The organism is Streptomyces sp. NPDC048192, from assembly GCF_043202415.1.
Taxonomy (GTDB): domain Bacteria; phylum Actinomycetota; class Actinomycetes; order Streptomycetales; family Streptomycetaceae; genus Streptomyces.
In genome coordinates, this window is record NZ_JBIDAL010000013.1 from 216,514 (window position 1) to 232,657 (window position 16,144).

At 74.0% G+C, this 16,144-nt stretch carries 15 protein-coding genes and 1 pseudogene; 5 read left to right on the forward strand and 11 right to left on the reverse strand.

The window, feature by feature from the left end:
- Window positions 1-191 precede the first annotated feature (191 nt).
- Window positions 192-1,550, forward strand: a complete 1,359-nt coding sequence (locus ACGFZN_RS27750; protein ID WP_393861215.1) for an MFS transporter — start codon at window positions 192-194, stop codon at window positions 1,548-1,550.
- 550 nt (window positions 1,551-2,100) lie between these two features.
- Here the strand turns inward: ACGFZN_RS27750 and ACGFZN_RS27755 are convergent.
- The 3 genes from ACGFZN_RS27755 to ACGFZN_RS27765 all read right to left on the reverse strand — a co-directional run bounded on the left by ACGFZN_RS27755 (window position 2,101) and on the right by ACGFZN_RS27765 (window position 3,836).
- A complete protein-coding gene (locus ACGFZN_RS27755) occupies window positions 2,101-2,442 on the reverse strand; it encodes a VOC family protein (protein WP_393861216.1) in 342 nt (113 codons plus the stop codon).
- Between the two features lie 86 nt (window positions 2,443-2,528).
- The gene (locus ACGFZN_RS27760) at window positions 2,529-3,080 is read right to left on the reverse strand and encodes a potassium channel family protein (RefSeq protein ID WP_393861217.1); all 552 of its coding nucleotides are present in this window, start codon (window positions 3,078-3,080) and stop codon (window positions 2,529-2,531) included.
- A 153-nt stretch (window positions 3,081-3,233) separates the two neighbouring features.
- Window positions 3,234-3,836: a TetR/AcrR family transcriptional regulator gene (locus ACGFZN_RS27765; protein ID WP_393861218.1), complete on the reverse strand. Its 603-nt coding sequence runs from the start codon at window positions 3,834-3,836 to the stop codon at window positions 3,234-3,236.
- Between the two features lie 105 nt (window positions 3,837-3,941).
- Between ACGFZN_RS27765 and ACGFZN_RS27770 the strand changes: the two genes are divergently transcribed.
- Window positions 3,942-4,820: an NAD(P)-dependent oxidoreductase gene (locus ACGFZN_RS27770; protein WP_393861219.1), complete on the forward strand. Its 879-nt coding sequence runs from the start codon at window positions 3,942-3,944 to the stop codon at window positions 4,818-4,820.
- A gap of 49 nt (window positions 4,821-4,869) precedes the next feature.
- Here ACGFZN_RS27770 and ACGFZN_RS27775 read toward each other — a convergent pair whose 3' ends face one another.
- Window positions 4,870-5,316, reverse strand: coding sequence for a PPOX class F420-dependent oxidoreductase (locus tag ACGFZN_RS27775; protein WP_393861220.1), 447 nt, complete (start codon window positions 5,314-5,316; stop codon window positions 4,870-4,872).
- Window positions 5,317-5,546: 230 nt separating this feature from the next.
- Here ACGFZN_RS27775 and ACGFZN_RS27780 point away from each other — a divergent pair, with 230 nt between their 5' ends.
- Complete coding sequence (locus ACGFZN_RS27780) at window positions 5,547-6,779, forward strand: serine hydrolase domain-containing protein (protein WP_393861221.1); 1,233 nt, start codon at window positions 5,547-5,549, stop codon at window positions 6,777-6,779.
- A 92-nt stretch (window positions 6,780-6,871) separates the two neighbouring features.
- Here the strand turns inward: ACGFZN_RS27780 and ribA are convergent, their stop codons facing one another.
- Window positions 6,872-7,543 carry a GTP cyclohydrolase II gene (ribA, locus tag ACGFZN_RS27785; RefSeq protein ID WP_330336766.1) on the reverse strand — a complete coding sequence of 224 codons (672 nt, stop codon included), beginning with the start codon at window positions 7,541-7,543 and terminating at the stop codon, window positions 6,872-6,874.
- Window positions 7,544-7,581: 38 nt separating this feature from the next.
- Here ribA and ACGFZN_RS27790 point away from each other — a divergent pair, with 38 nt between their 5' ends.
- Window positions 7,582-8,370, forward strand: a complete 789-nt coding sequence (locus tag ACGFZN_RS27790) for a creatininase family protein (protein ID WP_393861222.1) — start codon at window positions 7,582-7,584, stop codon at window positions 8,368-8,370.
- 392 nt (window positions 8,371-8,762) lie between these two features.
- On the opposite strand, the pseudogene ACGFZN_RS27795 reads toward ACGFZN_RS27790, so the two are convergent.
- From ACGFZN_RS27795 to ACGFZN_RS27815, 5 genes and pseudogenes are all read right to left on the reverse strand, one after another.
- Window positions 8,763-9,875 (reverse strand): annotated as a pseudogene (locus ACGFZN_RS27795) (lysylphosphatidylglycerol synthase transmembrane domain-containing protein); the annotation flags it as partial.
- On the reverse strand, window positions 9,872-10,951 hold the full coding sequence (locus ACGFZN_RS27800; RefSeq protein WP_393861223.1) for a class I SAM-dependent methyltransferase: 1,080 nt from the start codon (window positions 10,949-10,951) through the stop codon (window positions 9,872-9,874). The gene ACGFZN_RS27800 and the pseudogene ACGFZN_RS27795, both read right to left, overlap by 4 nt.
- A complete protein-coding gene (locus tag ACGFZN_RS27805; protein WP_393861224.1) occupies window positions 10,948-12,165 on the reverse strand; it encodes a glycosyltransferase family 4 protein in 1,218 nt (405 codons plus the stop codon). Before ACGFZN_RS27805 ends, ACGFZN_RS27800 begins: the two co-directional genes overlap by 4 nt.
- Window positions 12,162-12,560 carry a 6-pyruvoyl tetrahydropterin synthase family protein gene (locus ACGFZN_RS27810; protein ID WP_393861225.1) on the reverse strand — a complete coding sequence of 133 codons (399 nt, stop codon included), beginning with the start codon at window positions 12,558-12,560 and terminating at the stop codon, window positions 12,162-12,164. The genes ACGFZN_RS27805 and ACGFZN_RS27810 overlap by 4 nt, the downstream gene beginning before the upstream one ends.
- 111 nt (window positions 12,561-12,671) lie before the next feature.
- Window positions 12,672-13,661, reverse strand: coding sequence for a zinc-binding alcohol dehydrogenase (locus ACGFZN_RS27815; RefSeq protein WP_393861226.1), 990 nt, complete (start codon window positions 13,659-13,661; stop codon window positions 12,672-12,674).
- Between the two features lie 107 nt (window positions 13,662-13,768).
- Between ACGFZN_RS27815 and ACGFZN_RS27820 the strand changes: the two genes are divergently transcribed.
- A complete protein-coding gene (locus ACGFZN_RS27820) occupies window positions 13,769-14,536 on the forward strand; it encodes a CDP-alcohol phosphatidyltransferase family protein (protein ID WP_393861227.1) in 768 nt (255 codons plus the stop codon).
- A 251-nt stretch (window positions 14,537-14,787) separates the two neighbouring features.
- Here the strand turns inward: ACGFZN_RS27820 and ACGFZN_RS27825 are convergent, their stop codons facing one another.
- Window positions 14,788-15,909, reverse strand: a complete 1,122-nt coding sequence (locus ACGFZN_RS27825; protein ID WP_393861257.1) for a protein kinase family protein — start codon at window positions 15,907-15,909, stop codon at window positions 14,788-14,790.
- Window positions 15,910-16,144: the final 235 nt, after the last annotated feature.

Sequence of the window (16,144 nt, forward strand, 5' to 3'; positions counted from 1 at the left end):
CCGCGTCGTTCCGCAGGGACTTTCGCACGGGCTCTTGACAGGCGGGGAAACACGCGCGCAACATCCCACCCACCACGACTAACTATCCAGTGGGTTAATTAGCAGCCGAGATCCGGCCCTCCGCCCGCTCCCTCCCCCGTCGCTCACCCCACCCATCCGTAGGGTGGGGTTCCCCCCGAAGGAGCACCGCCGTGTCCGTCCCCACGCCCGCGCCCGCCGCCGACGCCCCTCCCGGCCAGCCGTGGAAGGCGGCGACGGCCGCCTGGATCGGCAGCGCCCTGGAGTACTACGACTTCTTCGTCTACGGCAGCGCCGCCGCCCTGATCTTCCCCAAGGTGTTCTTCGACTCCTCCGACCCGGCGACCGCGACGCTGCTGTCGCTCGCCACCTTCGGCGTCGCCTACGCCGCCCGGCCGCTCGGCGCGCTCTTCCTCGGGCACGTCGGCGACCGGCTCGGCCGCAAGAAGATCATGGTCTTCACGCTGCTGCTGATGGGCCTGTCGACCTTCCTGATCGGCTGTCTGCCCACCCGGGCCCAGGCCGGCTCGCTCGCTCCGGTGCTGCTGGTGCTGTGCCGGGTGCTGCAGGGCATATCGGCGGCCGGCGAGCAGGCGAGCGCGAGTTCCATGAGTCTGGAGCACGCGCCGCCGGACCGGCGCGGCTTCTTCACCAGTTTCACGCTCAGCGGCACCCAGGGCGGCCAGCTCATCGCCACGCTCGTCTTCATCCCCGTCTCCCGGCTTCCGGAGGAGCAGTTGCTGTCCTGGGGCTGGCGGGTGCCGTTCTGGCTGAGCGTGGTGGTCGCGGTCGTCGGTTACGTCATCCGGCGCCGGCTGCGCGAGACCCCCGCGTTCGCCCGGCAGGCGGCGCGTGAGGGCGTGGTCCGGCTGCCGCTCGCGGTGCTGCTGCGGGACCACTGGGCGGACGTGCTGCGGGTGATCGCGGGCGCGCTGATCGCCTCGGTCAGCACGGTCTTCACGGTGTGGGCGCTGGCGTACGCCACCAGCGACGCGGTCGGCATGTCCCGTACGTTCATGCTGTGGGTGGGCGCGCTGGCCAACGTCGCCGCGCTGGCCGCGATCCCGCTGTGGGCCACGCTCTCAGACCGGATCGGGCGCCGGCCGGTGTTCCTGGCCGGCGCGGTGGGCAGCGCGGCCGCGATGGCCGGGTATCTGTGGGCGATCTCCACCGGCTCCCGCCCGCTCACCCTCGTCCTCGGGATCGTCGCCTTCGGTCTCGTCTACAGCGCAGCGAACGGGGTGTGGCCCGCCTTCTACGGCGAGATGTTCGCGACCCGGGTCCGGCTGTCGGGCGTGGCCGTCGGCACGCAGATCGGTTTCGCGGTGGCCGGGTTCGCGGTCACCTTCGCCGCCGAGATCGCCGGTCCGGGCGGCGACGACTGGTCGGCGGTGGCCCTGTTCACGGCCGCGCTGTGCCTCCCGCCGGCCCTGGCCGCCCTCACCGCCCGCGAGACCCACCGGGTCCCGACGGAACTCCTCGGCGAACGAGCGGACCGGCAGGACACGCGCGCGGAGCGCGTCACGGCCTGAGACGCGCCGCGCCTCCGCGCCGGGCTGCTACTGGCGGACGACCTGGGGCGTTGGGGCTGCTTCCGGCCCGGCGGGCTGGGGCGCGTGGGCCGCTCCCGCCGGCGGGCTTGGCCGCGTGGGCCGCTCCCGCCGGCGGGCTGCGGCGCGGAGACTGCTTCCGCCCGACGCCCCGGGCGCGGAGGCAGCTACTGACCGACGGGCGCAGGGGCTGCTACTGACCGACGACTTGGGGCGCGGAGGCAGCCACCGCCCGGCGGCTGGGGCGCGGGAGCTGCTACTGACCGACGACTTGGGGCGCGGGAGCTGCTACCGCCCGGCGGCCGAGGCGCGGAGGCAGCCACCGCCCGGCGGCTGGGGCGCGGGAGCTGCTACTGACCGACGACTTGGGGCGCGGGAGCTGCTACCGCCCGGCGGCCGAGGCGCGGGAGCTGCCACCGCCCGGCGGCCGGGGAACGGAGGCAGCTACTGACCGACGGCTTGGGGCGCGCAGGCTGCTACCGCCCGGCGGCCGGGACGCGCGAGGGCTGTCGCGGCCGTGAGGGCGGGGCTCTTACGGCCGCGGGTGGCGGGGCTCGTACAGGGACAGTTCGCCGCCGCCCGGCAGGCGCAGGGCGGTCACCCGGCCCCAGCGGGCCTCCTCGACCGGCCGGGTGAACTCCACTCCGCGTTCGGCGAGTTGCCGCTGTGTCGCGTCCAGGTCGTCGCACATCAGCATCAGCTCGTGCGCCGGCTCGCCGTCCGTGGGGTGTATGGCCGCCTCGGCGGGCGGCGCCTGGAAGATCAGCCATCCGTGGCCCGCGTCGACGTGCGCCCATCCGAGGGTGTCGCGCAGGAAGGCGCGGTCCGCCTCCGCGTCCCGGCTGTAGAGCACCACATGTGCACCGTTGATCACGCGCGGAGGCTAGTGCGGCGAGCGGGCCCGGGCAAGCACCGGCGTCCGCGCCGGGCCGTCACGGAGCGGGACGACCGCCGGCAGCGTCACTGAGGCGGTCCCCGCCCCTGGCGGCGCAGCCCCACCCGTACCGCGCCCGTGAGCACCCGTACGGCCACGCCCGCGAGCAGCAGACCGCAGGCCATCTGGCACATCGCCAGCACCCTGCCCGTCTGGGAGACCGGGGTGATGTCGCCGAAGCCGACCGTGGTGAACGTGCTGAGGGTGAAGTACAGCGCGTCGGTTCTGGTGAGGTGGGTGCTGAAGGAGCCGGGCACCGTGTGTTCGAGCACGTAGTAGCCGCTCGCGAAGAGCACCAGATACAGGACGACCGTGGCGGCCACGGCCTCGACGGCCTTCAGCCGCGGCGAGGACGACCGGGTGATGAGCCGCATCTCCCACCCGAAGAACAGGCCGGCCAGCAGCAGGCCGCCGACCAGGACCAGCGCGTCGGCGTCCACGCCGTGCCAGGCCAGCGGCAGCAGGTAGTACGCGACGACGAGCGCGACCGCGAGAGCGACCGACCGGGCGATGGACACGGCCGTGGCCGCGGGCCCCGGCGGTCCCGGCCGGTCCCCGGCAGCCCCTGGTTCGGTCATCTCGCGCCTCTTCGTCCGCTGCGCCGGGGCCTGCGGCAGCCCTCGGCTCCCACCCCCATCGTCGGCGTTGCGCCGAGCCGCGGTGCGCGCGCTGCTCCAGACGGCGGAGCCGGATGACGGCATGGCGGGGAAGACGCTCACCCGCGGGAGGGATCAGCGGTCCCGGTCCCGGGCCACCGCCGCGTCGAGCAGGGGGCCGAGTTCCACCACCGCCGTCGTGAGGGGCCGTACGTCCTGTTCGGCGCGGGCCATGAGGATCGCGCCCTCCAGGGTGCTGATCATCAGCGTGGCCAGGGACTCGGCGCGGCCCTCGGGCACGCCCATGCCGGCCAGCGCCTCGGCGAGCGGGGTGCGCCAGGTGGTGAACGCGGCGGCCACGGCCTCGCGGGTCGAGCCGCCGGCGGAGGCGCAGTCGACGGTGGCGGCGGCGACCGGGCAGCCGGTCGCGAAGCCGTGCGCCGCGTACTCGTCGGTCCACTGCCCGGCCATCGCCGCGAACAGGCCGCTCGGCGTGGGCTCCTCGAGCCCCGCGAGGAAGCGTGCGATGCGCTTGCCGGCGTACCGGCCGGCCCAGTCGACCGCCTCGTTGACCAGTTGTTCCTTCCCGCCGGGGAAGTAGTGCTGGAGCGAGCCGCGCGGTGCGCCCGCGTGCGCGGCGACCTCGCGCATGCCGGTCGCGGCGACCCCGTCGCGCCGGATGAGCTGGGCCGCGCTGAAGACCATCCGCTCCCGTGGCCCGTGTCGCGCCTCGCTCATGCCCCGCCCTCCGATTCGTGCCTCCCCACTCTATGACCGGCGTCATAACGGCCGCTACTATGACAGCGGTCATAAGGTTCGGTCCCGGAGAAGAGGACGGTCGCCGTGCACGTCGGTTTCATCGGTCTCGGAGTGATGGGCCGCCCCATGGCACAGCGCCTGGCGTCCGCCGGGACCCCGCTGGTGGTCTGGAACCGCACCCCGGAGCGCACCGCGCCGCTGAGGGGAGCCGGGGCGAGGGTCGCCGCCGACGTCGACGAGGTGTTCGCCGGGGCGGAAGTCGTCCTGCTGATGCTCGCGGACGAGACCGCCGTCGACACCGTCCTCGGGCGCGGCACGCCGGCGCTGGCGGCTCGGGTCGCCGGGCGCGCCGTCGTCCACATGGGCACCACCTCCCCCGAGTACTCGCACGCCCTGGAGACCGACGTCCGCGCGGCCGGCGGCCGGTACGTCGAGGCGCCCGTGTCCGGGTCGCGGGTGCCCGCGGAGGAGGGGCAGCTGGTGGCGATGCTCGCCGGTGAGCCGGACGCGGTGGACGCCGTACGGCCGCTGCTCGCGCCGATGTGCCGGGAGACGTTCGTGTGCGGCCCGGCGCCGAGCGCGCTGCTGATGAAGCTGGCCGTGAACCTCTTTCTGATCACCCAGGTGACCGGGCTGACGGAGGCGTTCCACTTCGCCGAGCGGCAGGGCCTGGACCGGCGCCTGTTCCTGGACGTCCTCGACGCGGGGCCCATGGCCAGCGGCGTGTCCCGGATGAAGGCGCCGAAACTGTTCGACCGGGACTTCTCGGTGCAGGCGGCCGCGCTGGACGTGCTGAAGAACAACCGGCTCATCGCCGAGGCGGCCCGCAAGGCGCAGCTGGCCTCGCCGCTCCTCGACATGTGCCACACCCTGTTCGAGGAGACGGTGGCCCAGGGACACGGCGACCAGGACATGGTCGCCGTCCTGCACGCCATCGAGACGCGGACCGCCGGAGCGTCGTAACGGTCGACCGGAGTGCGTCAGCACTTCCCTGTCCGGGAGCCGGAGCGGGTCAGCGCTTCGGGATGCCGTAGGCCCTCTCGACGTGCAGCCGTACCACCAGGCGGCGGTCGCGGACCATCGCCGCCCGGTACTCGTCCCAGTCCGGGTGCTCGCCCTGGACGTCCCGGTAGAGGCGGACCAGTTCCTCGACGGTGTCGTCGTGCGGGTCCTCGGCGACCGGGGAGAGGTCGGCCGTGCCCTCGGCGACGGTGTACGCCCAGCGGTCGGCGCTGGTGACGTGATAGGAGGCGCGGGGGTCGCGGCGGAGGTTGCGGGTCTTGGCCCGGTCGTCGGTGACGGAGATCCGGATGACGCGCTCGTCGGGGTAGTAGGCGTGGGTGACGTTGGACAGCTGGGGACGGCCGTCGCGTTTGAGGGTGACCAGGGTGCCGGCGTGGCCTTCGGAGAGCAGGCCGAGCAGCGCGTCCTGCGCGGGTGCCGAGGTGTCTTCGCTCATGGCACGGTCAACTCCCCGGAACACGCCCCGCATTCCCTCACGCCGGCAGCCTCCGGCCGTCCGGCCGACTGTGTCCGCGACTCGGGGGCTCGGATCGGCCGAAGGCGTCGTGTCGATCACAAAAACCGCTGATGAGCGGGTGCGTGACGCGGTTTCTGGGCGACGATGGAACAGCGATGCGTACCGGCGGGCCGCCGGGGGCGTCGCGGACGAGCGACCGGAGGAGAGCGATGGCACGGCTGCGGCAGGAAGCCGACCCCGCTGAGGCGGGACTGGACGAGAAGGCGCTGGACCGGCTGGACCGGTATGCCATCCGCCTCGTCGACGACGGACGGCTGCCCGGCTTCCTGGTGGCGCTGGCGCGCGGCGGCCGGATCGCCCACCTCACCACTTACGGCCGGCGCGATGTCGCGGCCGGGCTACCGGTCGAGGCGGACACGCTGTGGCGGATCTACTCCATGACCAAGCCGGTGACCGCCGTCGCCGTGCTGCTGCTGGTGGAGGAAGGCCTGCTGTCCCTGGACGACCCGCTGGACCGGCACCTGCCCGCGTTCGCCGGCCCCCGGGTGTACGTGGACGGCGCGGGTGCGGACATGCGCACCCGCCCGGCCGACGGGCCGATCCTGATCCGGCATCTGCTCACCCACACCGCCGGCATGACCTTCGGTTTCTACCACCGGCACCCCGTCGACGCCCTGTACCGCGACTCGGGCCTGGAGTACTCGGTGCCGCCCGGCGCCGATCTGACCCGGACCACCGAGGTCTACGCTCGGATGCCGCTGCAGTTCGAGCCGGGGACGCAGTGGAACTACTCGGTCGCCTCGAACGTGCTGGGCCGGGTCGTCGAGGTGGTGTCGGGGCAGCCGCTGGACGCCTTCTTCGCCGAGCGGATCCTGCGTCCGCTCGGCATGACCGACACCGGTTTCCACATCGAGCCCGGACCGCCCGAACAGGCGGGCAGGCTGGCCGAGTTGTACGGGGAGACGGACGACGGCGGCATCCAGCCGGTGCCGGGGCTGCCGGTGCACGGCCGGCCGAGGTTCCTGTCCGGCAGCGGCGGCCTGGTCTCCTCGGCGTACGACTTCCACCGGTTCATGGAGATGCTGCGCCGGGGCGGCGAACTCGACGGCGTCCGGCTGCTGTCCGCGGACACCGTCGGCCTGATGACCCGCAACCAGCTGCCCGGCGACGCGACACTGCGGTCCTTCGGCGCGCCCGTCCACCAGGAGCCCGGCAACGACGGGCTCGGCTTCGGCTTCAACGTCTCGGTGGTCACCGACCCCTCCCGCACCCTGGCCCCCTCCAGCGCCGGCACCTACGGCTGGACCGGCGCGGCCACGACCGCGTTCTGGGTCGACCCGGCCCATGAGCTGACGGTGCAGTTCATGACGCAGGTGCGGCCCAGGACGCTGAAGGTCTTCCCCGAGCTGCGGCGGCTGGTCCACGAGGCCCTGCGGGACTGACCGGCGCCGCGCCCGCCGCCCGTGGGGGAGGCGGCGGGCGGTCCGGTCGCCCGTGGGGGGAGGAGGCGGCGGGCGGTCCGGTCGACGGCCGCTCAGGAGCCGTGGGCGACGGCGTCCAGGTGGGGCAGGATGTGGTCCAGCCGCTCCCGCTTGGTCCGCAGATACGTGATGTTGCTCTCGCACGGCTCGATCAGCAGCGGCACCCGCTCGGCGACCTGGATGCCGTGCCGGACCAACGCCTCCCGCTTGCGCGGGTTGTTGGACATCAGGCGGACCGAACGCACCCCGAGGTCGTGCAGGATCTCGGCGGCGATGCCGTAGTCGCGGGCGTCGACGGGCAGGCCGAGCGCGAGGTTCGCCTCCACCGTGTCCAGGCCCTCCGCCTGCAGCGCCATCGCGCGCAGCTTGGCGAGCAGTCCGATGCCACGGCCCTCGTGGCCTCTCAAGTAGACGACGATGCCGCTGCCTTCGGCGACGACGGCACGCAGCGCGGAGGCCAGCTGGTCGCCGCACTCGCAGTGCCGGGAGCCGAACGCGTCACCGGTGAGGCATTCGGAGTGCAGCCGCGTCAGTACGTTCTCGGTGCCGATCTCGCCGTACACCAGGGCCACTTGCTCGTCACCGCGGTCGTGGTCCAGGTAGCCGATCGCCTGGAATTCGCCGTACACGGTGGGCAGCGGTGCATTCACGACGCGTTCCGCGCCCGAACGCCGCGGGGACTTCTTGCCGAGCACGCCCATGTTGACGCCGGTGTTTTCTGTCATGATCTGATTCCTAAGCAGAGACGAAAGGCCATGAAAAGATGAGTGGTTCGGGCGCGCGTGCGGCGGCATGCGAGGTGGCGTACGGCGTGGCCTGCGGCGTGTTGCCGACGGACACCACGGAGGACGTACGGACCCGGGGAGCGCAGGTGTCAGCACAGGTCGCCGTCCTTCCCGTCGGCAGTTTCGAACAGCACGGCCCGTACCTTCCGCTGGCGACCGACACGCTCGTCGCCTGCGCCGTGGCGCGGGAGATCGCCGCCGCGTACCCGGTGCACCTCCTTCCTCCGGTGACGGTCTCCTGCTCGCACGAGCACGCGGACTGGCCGGGGACCGTCAGCATCTCCTCCGTGACCCTGCACGCGGTGGTCCGTGACATCGCGGCGTCGCTGCGCCGCTCGGGCGTCGAGGCGCTGGTCGTGGTCAACGGGCACGGCGGCAACTACGTCCTGGGCAACGTCGTCCAGGAGGCCTCCGCGCGCGGTGAGCGGATGGCGCTCTTCCCGGCCGCGGAGGACTGGGAGACGGCGCGGGAGCGGGCGGGGGTGCGGACCTCGCTGCTCACCGACATGCACGCGGGGGAAATCGAGACCTCGATTCTGCTGCACGCTCATCCCGAATTCGTCCGCCCTGGTTACGAGTCCGCCGATTTCACCGCTGACGACCGTCGTCATCTGCTCACCGTGGGAATGTCCGCCTACACCGAATCGGGCGTCATCGGCCGTCCTTCCCTGGGGTCCGCGGAAAAGGGGAAGGAACTCCTGGCGAGCCTGACGGAATCCTTCGAGCCGTATTTCACGCTGCTCACGTCCAGCGAGGCCCGCGGGTAGCCGGTTCCGGCGCCGCTGGTCACGGCGGCCGCGGAAGCGTCCGCCGCGGCGCCGGGCGCGGGGGTGGCCGGCGCCTTGGCCGCGGAGTTGGCCGGGGCCTTGTCCTCGGGGGTGATCGGGGTGCCGCCGTCCGCCGGGGTGGCAGGGACCGGTGCCGCCTGGGCGGTCCGGGGGCCGGCCGCCGGAGTGGTCGATGCGCCGTCCGCACGGGCGGCGGGGGCGGTGTCCACGCGCACGGCGGGGGCGGTGTTCCCGTCGGCGGGCGAGGCGTCGTCCGGCGAGGTGACCGGTGCACGGAGGCCGGCGTACCAGCGCGCAGCCAGGACGGCCACCCCGGGCAGGCTCGCCACGAAGCTCAGCACGCCGTACACCACCGCGACGGCGACTCCGGTGCTCGCGCCGAGCCCCGCGGCGCCGAACGCCCAGGCGGTGACGCCTTCCCGGGGGCCGAAGCCGCCGACGTTCAGCGGCAGGCCCATGGCGACCAGGGCGAGGACCGCGAGCGGGACCAGCTGCGCGACGGAGGCGGCGGAGCCGGCGACCCGGGCGGCCACGACGAACATCGCCAGGTGCCCGGCCAGTACGACGGCGGAGGACAGCGCGATGCCCGGTCCGCCGTGGCGGGAGAACAGCCCCCGGCGCGCCTCGCCGAGTGCGGCGCGCAGGCCGCCGGTCCGGCGGGAGGGCGCCCGGTTCATCCGTACGGCGAGCCCGACGGCGAGCACTCCCGCCACGGCGAGGGCCGCGGGCGGGGCGAAGTCGCGGGCCTGCGCGCGGACCGGGGAGGGCAGGGTCGGCAGCACCGCCACGGCGAGCACGGCCAGCGCGAGCTGCCCGGCGACGCGTTCCAGTACGACGGCCTTCACGCCGCGCCGCAGGTCCCCGGTGCTCTGCCCGTGCCGGACCGCCCGGTGCACATCGCCGAGGATCCCGCCGGGCAGCGCCGCGTTCAGGAACAGCGCCCGGTAGTAGTCGGCGACGGCGGCGCCCAGCGGCAGCCGGATGCCCAGGCCGCGGGCCACCAACTGCCAGCGCCAGGCGCTGAGGACGGTGGTGACCACGCCGATGGCCAGCGCGGCCAGCACCGTCCCGGCGTCGATCCGCCGCAGCCCGTCCACGAGCACGCCCGTGCCCAGCCGCCACAGCAGGGCCCCGAGGATGACGGCACCGGCGACGGTGCCGAAGTGCGCACGCAGCGCGCGCGGGGCGGGACGCCGGGCGGCGGGGGGCTGTGCGGGTGCGTTCCTCGCCGGTGACGGCCCGAGCGGGGCCGACGCTTCCGGCGTCAGGGTGTCCGGCTCCGGCGACGAGGGCGGCGAGAGCGGTGGATACGCAAGCCCGGTACCGCTCTCGCGGATCGCCCGCACCGCGCCGGTGTCCGGCACGCGCGCGTGCAGGGTGCCGACGCCGTACACACACGCCTCGGCTGGGCCGTCGTTGTGCACGCGCGCGTGCCCCGCGTCCATGCCGCCCACGCGCGCGTGGCCGTCGGCCCCGGTGTTCATGACGCCCCGCCCGTCGGCCGGGGCAGGGCCAGCAGGTCGCTGTGGTGGACCACGACCCGCAGTTCACCGGCGGCGCAGGCCGCGAGCCGGTCCCGCAGATACCGTTCCGCGCGCTCGCGCAGTGCGGGCCGCTGCTCCACGGCCGCGCCCACCCAGCCGCGCAGCCACTGCTCGGTCAGCGCGGACTCCTGCGGGCCGAGCCGCCAAGGGCTCGGGTGCACGCGTACGGCGGCCCCGCGCGCGGCGAACGCCTCGCAGGCCACGGTGACCGCGTCCGGTCCGAGCATCCCGCCTCGCCGCTGATGGGCGTTGAACGCCTCGGCGATGTCCTTGTCCAGGGGGTCCTCCGGAGTGAGTTCGACCCGGCCGGCCACGGACAGCGTGAGCAGCGCCGGGCAGCCCGCCCCGGCGCAGGCGTCGGCGAGGGTGACGACCTCCTCGCGGGTGAGCACGTCCAGCAGCGCGGAGGCGGTGACCAGCGAGGCCCCGGCCAGCGCGTCCGGTGTCAGCCGGGCGACGTCGCCGCGCCGGGTCTCCACGGTGACGCCGCTGCCGTCGGCGGCGGAGCGCGGAGAGCCCACGGCGGCGAAGTGCAGCAGGTACGGGTCGCGGTCGTGCAGAATCCAGTGCTGGGCGCCGGCCAGGCGGGGCGCGAGCCAGCGGCCCATCGAGCCGGTGCCGCAGCCCACGTCGTGCACGGCCAGCGCGCCGCCCTGGCGTGCGCCGCCGGCCAGCCGGGCCCGCAGCGGGTCCAGCAGCTCCTCGGCGCGGGCGGCCGCGTCGGCCGTTTCCCGCAACCGCAGCCATTCGGGCGCGTACCGGGGCGGCTCCTCCGGCTCGCCGCCCCGCAGCCGTACGGTGGCCCGGTCCCCGGGCCGCCCGACGGGCCCGGCCCCGGCGACGACGGAAGACCCCAGGTCACCGGCGGCATCACCAGGGCCCGCAGAGGCGAGGGAGCCGCGGACGCCGTTCTCTTCGATGCGACCGCCGCCGGACTCCCCTGCGCCGTTCGCCACTGCCCCCTGAGCCGCCGGAACGGGCGGCGTCGTGTCCGTCGTGGTCTCCGGCACGGTCATGCCGCCCTCCTCGGGACTTCGGGGAGGCGGGCGAGGACGCCGGCGAGGCTGCGGGCCGTGGCGGCCCAGCCGCCGAGGGCGGCGCGGCGGCCGCGGGCGGCGGCCTTGAGCCGGCGGCGTACGTCGGGTTCGGTGAACCAGCCGCGCAGTTCGGCGGCGAGCGCGGCCGGGTCCTCCGGCGGGACGAGGATGCCGGGCACCCCGCCGTCGGGGGCGCGGCCGACCGCCTCCGGCACCCCGCCGACGTCGGTGGCGAGGACGGGGATGCCCCGGGCCAGGGCCTCGGTGACCGCCATGCCGTAGGTCTCGGCGTAGGAGGTGAGGACCATCAGGTCGGCGGCGGCGTACGTGGCGTCGAGGTCGGCGCCGGAGCGGGGTCCGGTCAGCTGCAGGCGGTCGGCGAGGCCGTGCCGGGCGATCAGTTCCCGCAAGTGGGCCACGTACTCCGGGTCCTGGCCGAGTCCGCCGACGAGTTCGCAGGTCCACGGCAGGTCCCGGACCGCGGCGAGGGCCTCCACGAGCCGGTGCTGGCCCTTGCGCGGGGTGACGGCGGCCACGCACAGCAACCGGGAGACGCCGTCGGTGCCGGGGGCCAGGGGCGCGATGTCGGCGCCGGGGGCGGCGACGTGCACCCGTTCGGGGGCGAGTCCGTGGTGGGAGACGAGCCGCCGTACGGCCCAGTCGCTGGTGGCGACGACGGCGGGCGCGGCGCGCAGCACGGCGCGCTCGCGGGCGTCGAGGTCGGCGGCGACGGCCGGGTCGAGGCCGGTCTCGTCGCCGAGGGGGAGGTGGACGAGCACGGCCAGGCGCAGGCGGTCGGCGTGCGGGGTGACGACGTCCGGGACGCCGCAGGCGACGAGCCCGTCGAGCAGCACCACCGCGTCGTCCGGCAGGTCGTTCAGGGTGCGGGCGAGCTGGTCGCGGGCGGCCTGGTCGGGGCGCGGCCAGGCGCCGGGCGCGGCATGGCGGGTGACCTGCCAGCCGAAACCGGGCAGGTCCAGGCAGACCCGGCGGTCGTAGGCGTTGCCGCCGCTGGGCGCGGCCGGGTCGTCGACGCCGCCCGGCACGACGAAGTGCACCGTGCGAAGGGACATGGGGCTGATTCCGGCCTTCCCGGCAGTGGTGGGCTGGTCGGCGGTGCTGGGCTGGCCGGCAGTGGTGGGCTGTGCCGGGACGTACGGCAGCCGGGCCCGCCGCGCGGTCGCCCCGGTCACAGGCCACGCTCGTAACTCGCCCAGGCGATGTGCGACTCGTGCAGGGTGACGGTGATCCCCGAAAGGCCCTTGGCGCCCTCGCCGAGGGCGCCCTTGTGGATGCGCTCGGCGAGCCGGTCGGCGACGACCTTGGCGAGGAACTCGGTGGAGGTGTTCACGCCGGCGAACTCGGGTTCGTCGTCGAGGTTGCGGTAGTTCAGCTCGGCGGTGATCAGGCGCAGTTCCTGCGTGGCCAGTCCGATGTCGACCACGATGTTGTCCTCGTCCAGCTGCTCGCGGCGGAAGGTGGCGTCCACGAGGAACGTGGCGCCGTGCAGACGCTGCGCGGGCCCGAACACCTCGCCGCGGAAGCTGTGGGCGATCATGATGTGATCGCGGACGGTGATGCTGAACAACGGACGACCCTCCAGGTACGACGCGTCTGGTCCCCCTGCCCTTACCCGTCGGGGGATGCCGTGTAGTACGGCTCTTCGGTTCCCCGTGTTCAGCTCACTCTCACTCTTTTCTCAGGTCAGGCCCGTCTCGGCGTACCGGATCCGGTGGCACAGGGCGGGGATCTCGCCCGAGGCGAGTTTGGGCATGAGGTCCGGGAGTTGCTCGAAGGCGCTCTCCCCGGTGATGAGCGCGTCCAGTGCCGGGTCGGCGAGCAGGTCGAGGGCGAGCGCCATCCGTTCGGCGTAACCGCGTCCGGCCCGGGCGGCCGGGGAGACGGTGCCGACCTGGCTGCTGCGCACCGTGAGCCGCCGTGAGTGGAAGGCCTCGCCGAGCGGCAGGGTGACGCGCCGGTCGCCGTACCAGCTCAGTTCCACCACCGTACCCTCCGGGGCGAGGAGTTGCAGGGCGCGCGTGAGACCCGCTTCGGTGGCGCTGGCGTGCACCACGAGGTCGCAGTCGCCGAGGGCGCCGTCGGGCGTGGCGAAGTCCACGCCGAGCGCCTCGGCCGTCGCGGCGCGGGCGGGGTCGGCGTCGACGAGCTGCAGCCGTACGCCCGGGAAGCGGGCCAGCAGGGCGGCCACCGAACAGCCGACCATGCCGCCGCCGACCACCGCGATCCGGTCGCCGATCAGCGGCGCGGCGTCCCACAGGGCGTTCACGGCGGTCTCCACGGTCCCGGCGAGCACGGCCCGCGCGGCGGGAACCGTCTCGGGCACGACGGTCACCGCGTTCACCGGAACGGCGTAACGGGTCTGATGCGGATACAGGCAGAACACGGTCCGCCCGACGAGACCGGCCGGCCCCTCCTCCACCTCGCCGACGCTGAGATAGCCGTACTTCACCGGAGCCGGGAAGTCGCCCTCCTGGAACGGGGCCCGCATCACGGCGTGTTGGCTCTCCGGCACCCCGCCGCGGAAGACCAGCGTCTCCGTGCCTCGGCTCACCCCGGAGTACAGGGCGCGCACCACGACCTCGTCCTCGCCGGGCTCCGCGAGCGTGATGTCGCGCAGCTCACCGCGGCCCGGTGAGCGGAGCCAGAACGCGCGGGCCGAGCGGTTCATCGGCATCCTCCTGAACAGTAGGGAAGTTGTTCACGTACCGAGAAGTGCACAGGCCGCGCACAGTACGCGGCGTTGATCGACTCTGTCACTCGGCCGGAGGGTGTGCGGTGGCCCTGAACAACACGTATGACGCAAGGCCCCAGCAGGAGACCGCTGTCGGAGCGGGCGTACAGCTCCTGCTGCTGGCTCTGCTCGGCACGGCGATAGGCATGGGGCCGGCCGGCTGGCTGACGGGCCTTGCGTTCGCGCTCGCCACCTGGGCGGTCCTGGCCAGGGCCCTGCACCGCTCCTGCCTGCGCTCCTTCGGCCCCGCCAACCGTGTCACACTCGGCCGGGCCACCCTGGTGGGCGGGGTGACGGCACTGGTCGCGGACTCCTTCGAGAGCTCGCCACCGGTGACCCTGCTGGTCGCCCTGACCGCGGTCGCCCTGCTCCTCGACGGCGTCGACGGCAAGGTGGCCCGCCGCACCGGCACGTCGACCGCGCTCGGCGCGCGCTTCGACATGGAGGTCGACGCGTTCCTGATCCTGGTGCTGAGCGTGTACGTGTCCACCCAGCTGGGCCCGTGGGTGCTGCTGATCGGCGGCATGCGCTACGCCTTCGTCGCCGCGGCCCGGTTCGCCCCCTGGCTGAACGCCCCGCTCCCGCCGTCCTTCGCCCGCAAGACGGTCGCGGCGATCCAGGGCATAGCCCTGCTCCTGGCGGGCTCCGGCCTCCTCCCCGGGTCGGTGAACCTCACCGTCGTGCTCCTCGCCCTGGGCTCACTGCTGTGGTCCTTCGGCCGGGACGTACGGTGGCTGTGGCGCACCTGGCGGCGTACGCCGGCAGCGCGGGATGCGGCGGAGCCGCGGTTGGTGGAGCTGGCGGCGAGGTGAGGGCGGGTGCGGGTGTGCCTTGATGCCTTGAGCCGCGCGGGGGGCGGAGCGAAGCGGGCTCGGTGGCTCGGGGCGGGGTGAGGGCTCGGCGTTGCGGGGCCCGTGGTGAGGGCTCGGTGCCGCGAGGGCTTGGGCGGGCGCTCAGCGCCTCGAGTACCGGGTGAGCGCTCAGCGCGGCGGGAGCCCGGTAGAGCCTTCAGCGCCCCGAGGACCGGGCGAGCCCGCAGAGCCGCAGGAGCCCAAGCGAGCCCTTACAGCCCCGGCGCGGACCCGGCGGCGGCCCCCAGTGCCCGCCGGACCTCGGCGGCGGGGAACGGAGTCCGCTTGCTTCGCGTGAGCAGCCGACGGTGAAAGTCGTCGAGGACGATCGCGTGCGGCACATGCCGGTCCAGGAGCGCGGCGAGATCGGACGGCACGCTGCCGGGCCGGTGCCCCGCAGCCCAGGCACGCAGGAACGCGCCGGGTTCCATCCCGCCCCGCGCGTCCTCGGGGAGATGATGCCGCAGCAGGTGGGTGGGGGCGTAGGACCGGTCGTACACCAGATGGCCGGCGAGGAACTCCCGCTCGGGGGCGGACAGTTCGAAGTCCCGGCTCAGGGCGAGCCCGAAGTCCGCGAAGTACACCTGGCGGCCGTCGGTGAGCAGGTTGTCGAAGTGCGCGTCGAAGTGCACCAGCCCGCGGCCGCTCAGGAACCGCGTGCCCCGCACCAGCGCATCCTCCACCCACCGGTACGGCGACGAACCGTCTCCGTGCCCCGCCTGCCGGGCCCCGCCCGCATCGCTCGTGTCACCGGTATCCCGGGCGTCGCGGAGCCAGGCGCCGAGCGTGCGGGGCACATGCTCCAGAAACAGAACGAGGCTGTGCGCGGCCTTGCCGATGGCCTCCAGCCGCCGGCGCACGGCCGGTGAACCCTCCCAGTGCGCGACGGCGCCCTCGACGCCGCCGAACGCGTCGGCGAACCCGGCCGGAGGGCTGTCCGGCAGGACCCGCCAGTGATACAGCAGCGGAAACCCCGCGTACTCGTTCTCCAGCACCCAGCCGGTGGTCATCAGATGCGCGGCCAGCTCCCGCCAGGCGCCGAAGCCCGAGGAGCCCACTCCGTACTGGTAGAAGAGCGGCAGCTCGAAGAGGTTGGCGGTGGACCGGACATGTGCCCCGACCAGCTCGAGGTCCGTGAGCGGCACGCGCTTGACGAAGACCGGTACGCCCTCGACCTCCATCTCGCCCGACCGGCCGCCGACACCCGACCCGAGCACCGGCGCGGCGGCCACCGCGTCCCGCAGCCGACGGTCGCTGAACAGCGCCAGCCGCGCTCCCACGGCCGCGTGGGCGGACACCCGCGCGGCGGCATGCCCTGACTCGGTCGGCTCCATCGGCGCACCTTCGATCGCACTCACACGGCTCTCCACGGGCCCATCCTGACCACCGCCCAGGCAAGCGCAATCCGTTTTCGGCCGGGCCGGGGAGAGGGAAGGACCGGACCCGAGCGCGGACTGCCACCGGTCCGGACCCCTCCCTCATGGGCGCGCGTGGGCGGGCAATGACCCGTCGACGCCCCCATATCGTGATGCCGACAGATCTCTATGTCGCCATACCGCTACGGCCGCT

Excerpts from the sequence above, each read along its gene's own strand:
- ACGFZN_RS27760 (WP_393861217.1), bottom strand. The coding sequence starts at position 3,080 with ATGACCGAACCAGGGGCTGCCGGGGACCGGCCGGGACCGCCGGGGCCC.
- ACGFZN_RS27765 (WP_393861218.1), bottom strand. The coding sequence starts at position 3,836 with ATGAGCGAGGCGCGACACGGGCCACGGGAGCGGATGGTCTTCAGCGCG.
- ACGFZN_RS27775 (WP_393861220.1), bottom strand. The coding sequence starts at position 5,316 with ATGAGCGAAGACACCTCGGCACCCGCGCAGGACGCGCTGCTCGGCCTG.
- ACGFZN_RS27780 (WP_393861221.1), top strand. The coding sequence starts at position 5,547 with ATGGCACGGCTGCGGCAGGAAGCCGACCCCGCTGAGGCGGGACTGGAC.
- ribA (WP_330336766.1), bottom strand. The coding sequence starts at position 7,543 with ATGACAGAAAACACCGGCGTCAACATGGGCGTGCTCGGCAAGAAGTCC.
- ACGFZN_RS27790 (WP_393861222.1), top strand. The coding sequence starts at position 7,582 with ATGAGTGGTTCGGGCGCGCGTGCGGCGGCATGCGAGGTGGCGTACGGC.
- ACGFZN_RS27800 (WP_393861223.1), bottom strand. The coding sequence starts at position 10,951 with ATGACCGTGCCGGAGACCACGACGGACACGACGCCGCCCGTTCCGGCG.
- ACGFZN_RS27815 (WP_393861226.1), bottom strand. The coding sequence starts at position 13,661 with ATGAACCGCTCGGCCCGCGCGTTCTGGCTCCGCTCACCGGGCCGCGGT.
- ACGFZN_RS27825 (WP_393861257.1), bottom strand. The coding sequence starts at position 15,909 with ATGGAGCCGACCGAGTCAGGGCATGCCGCCGCGCGGGTGTCCGCCCAC.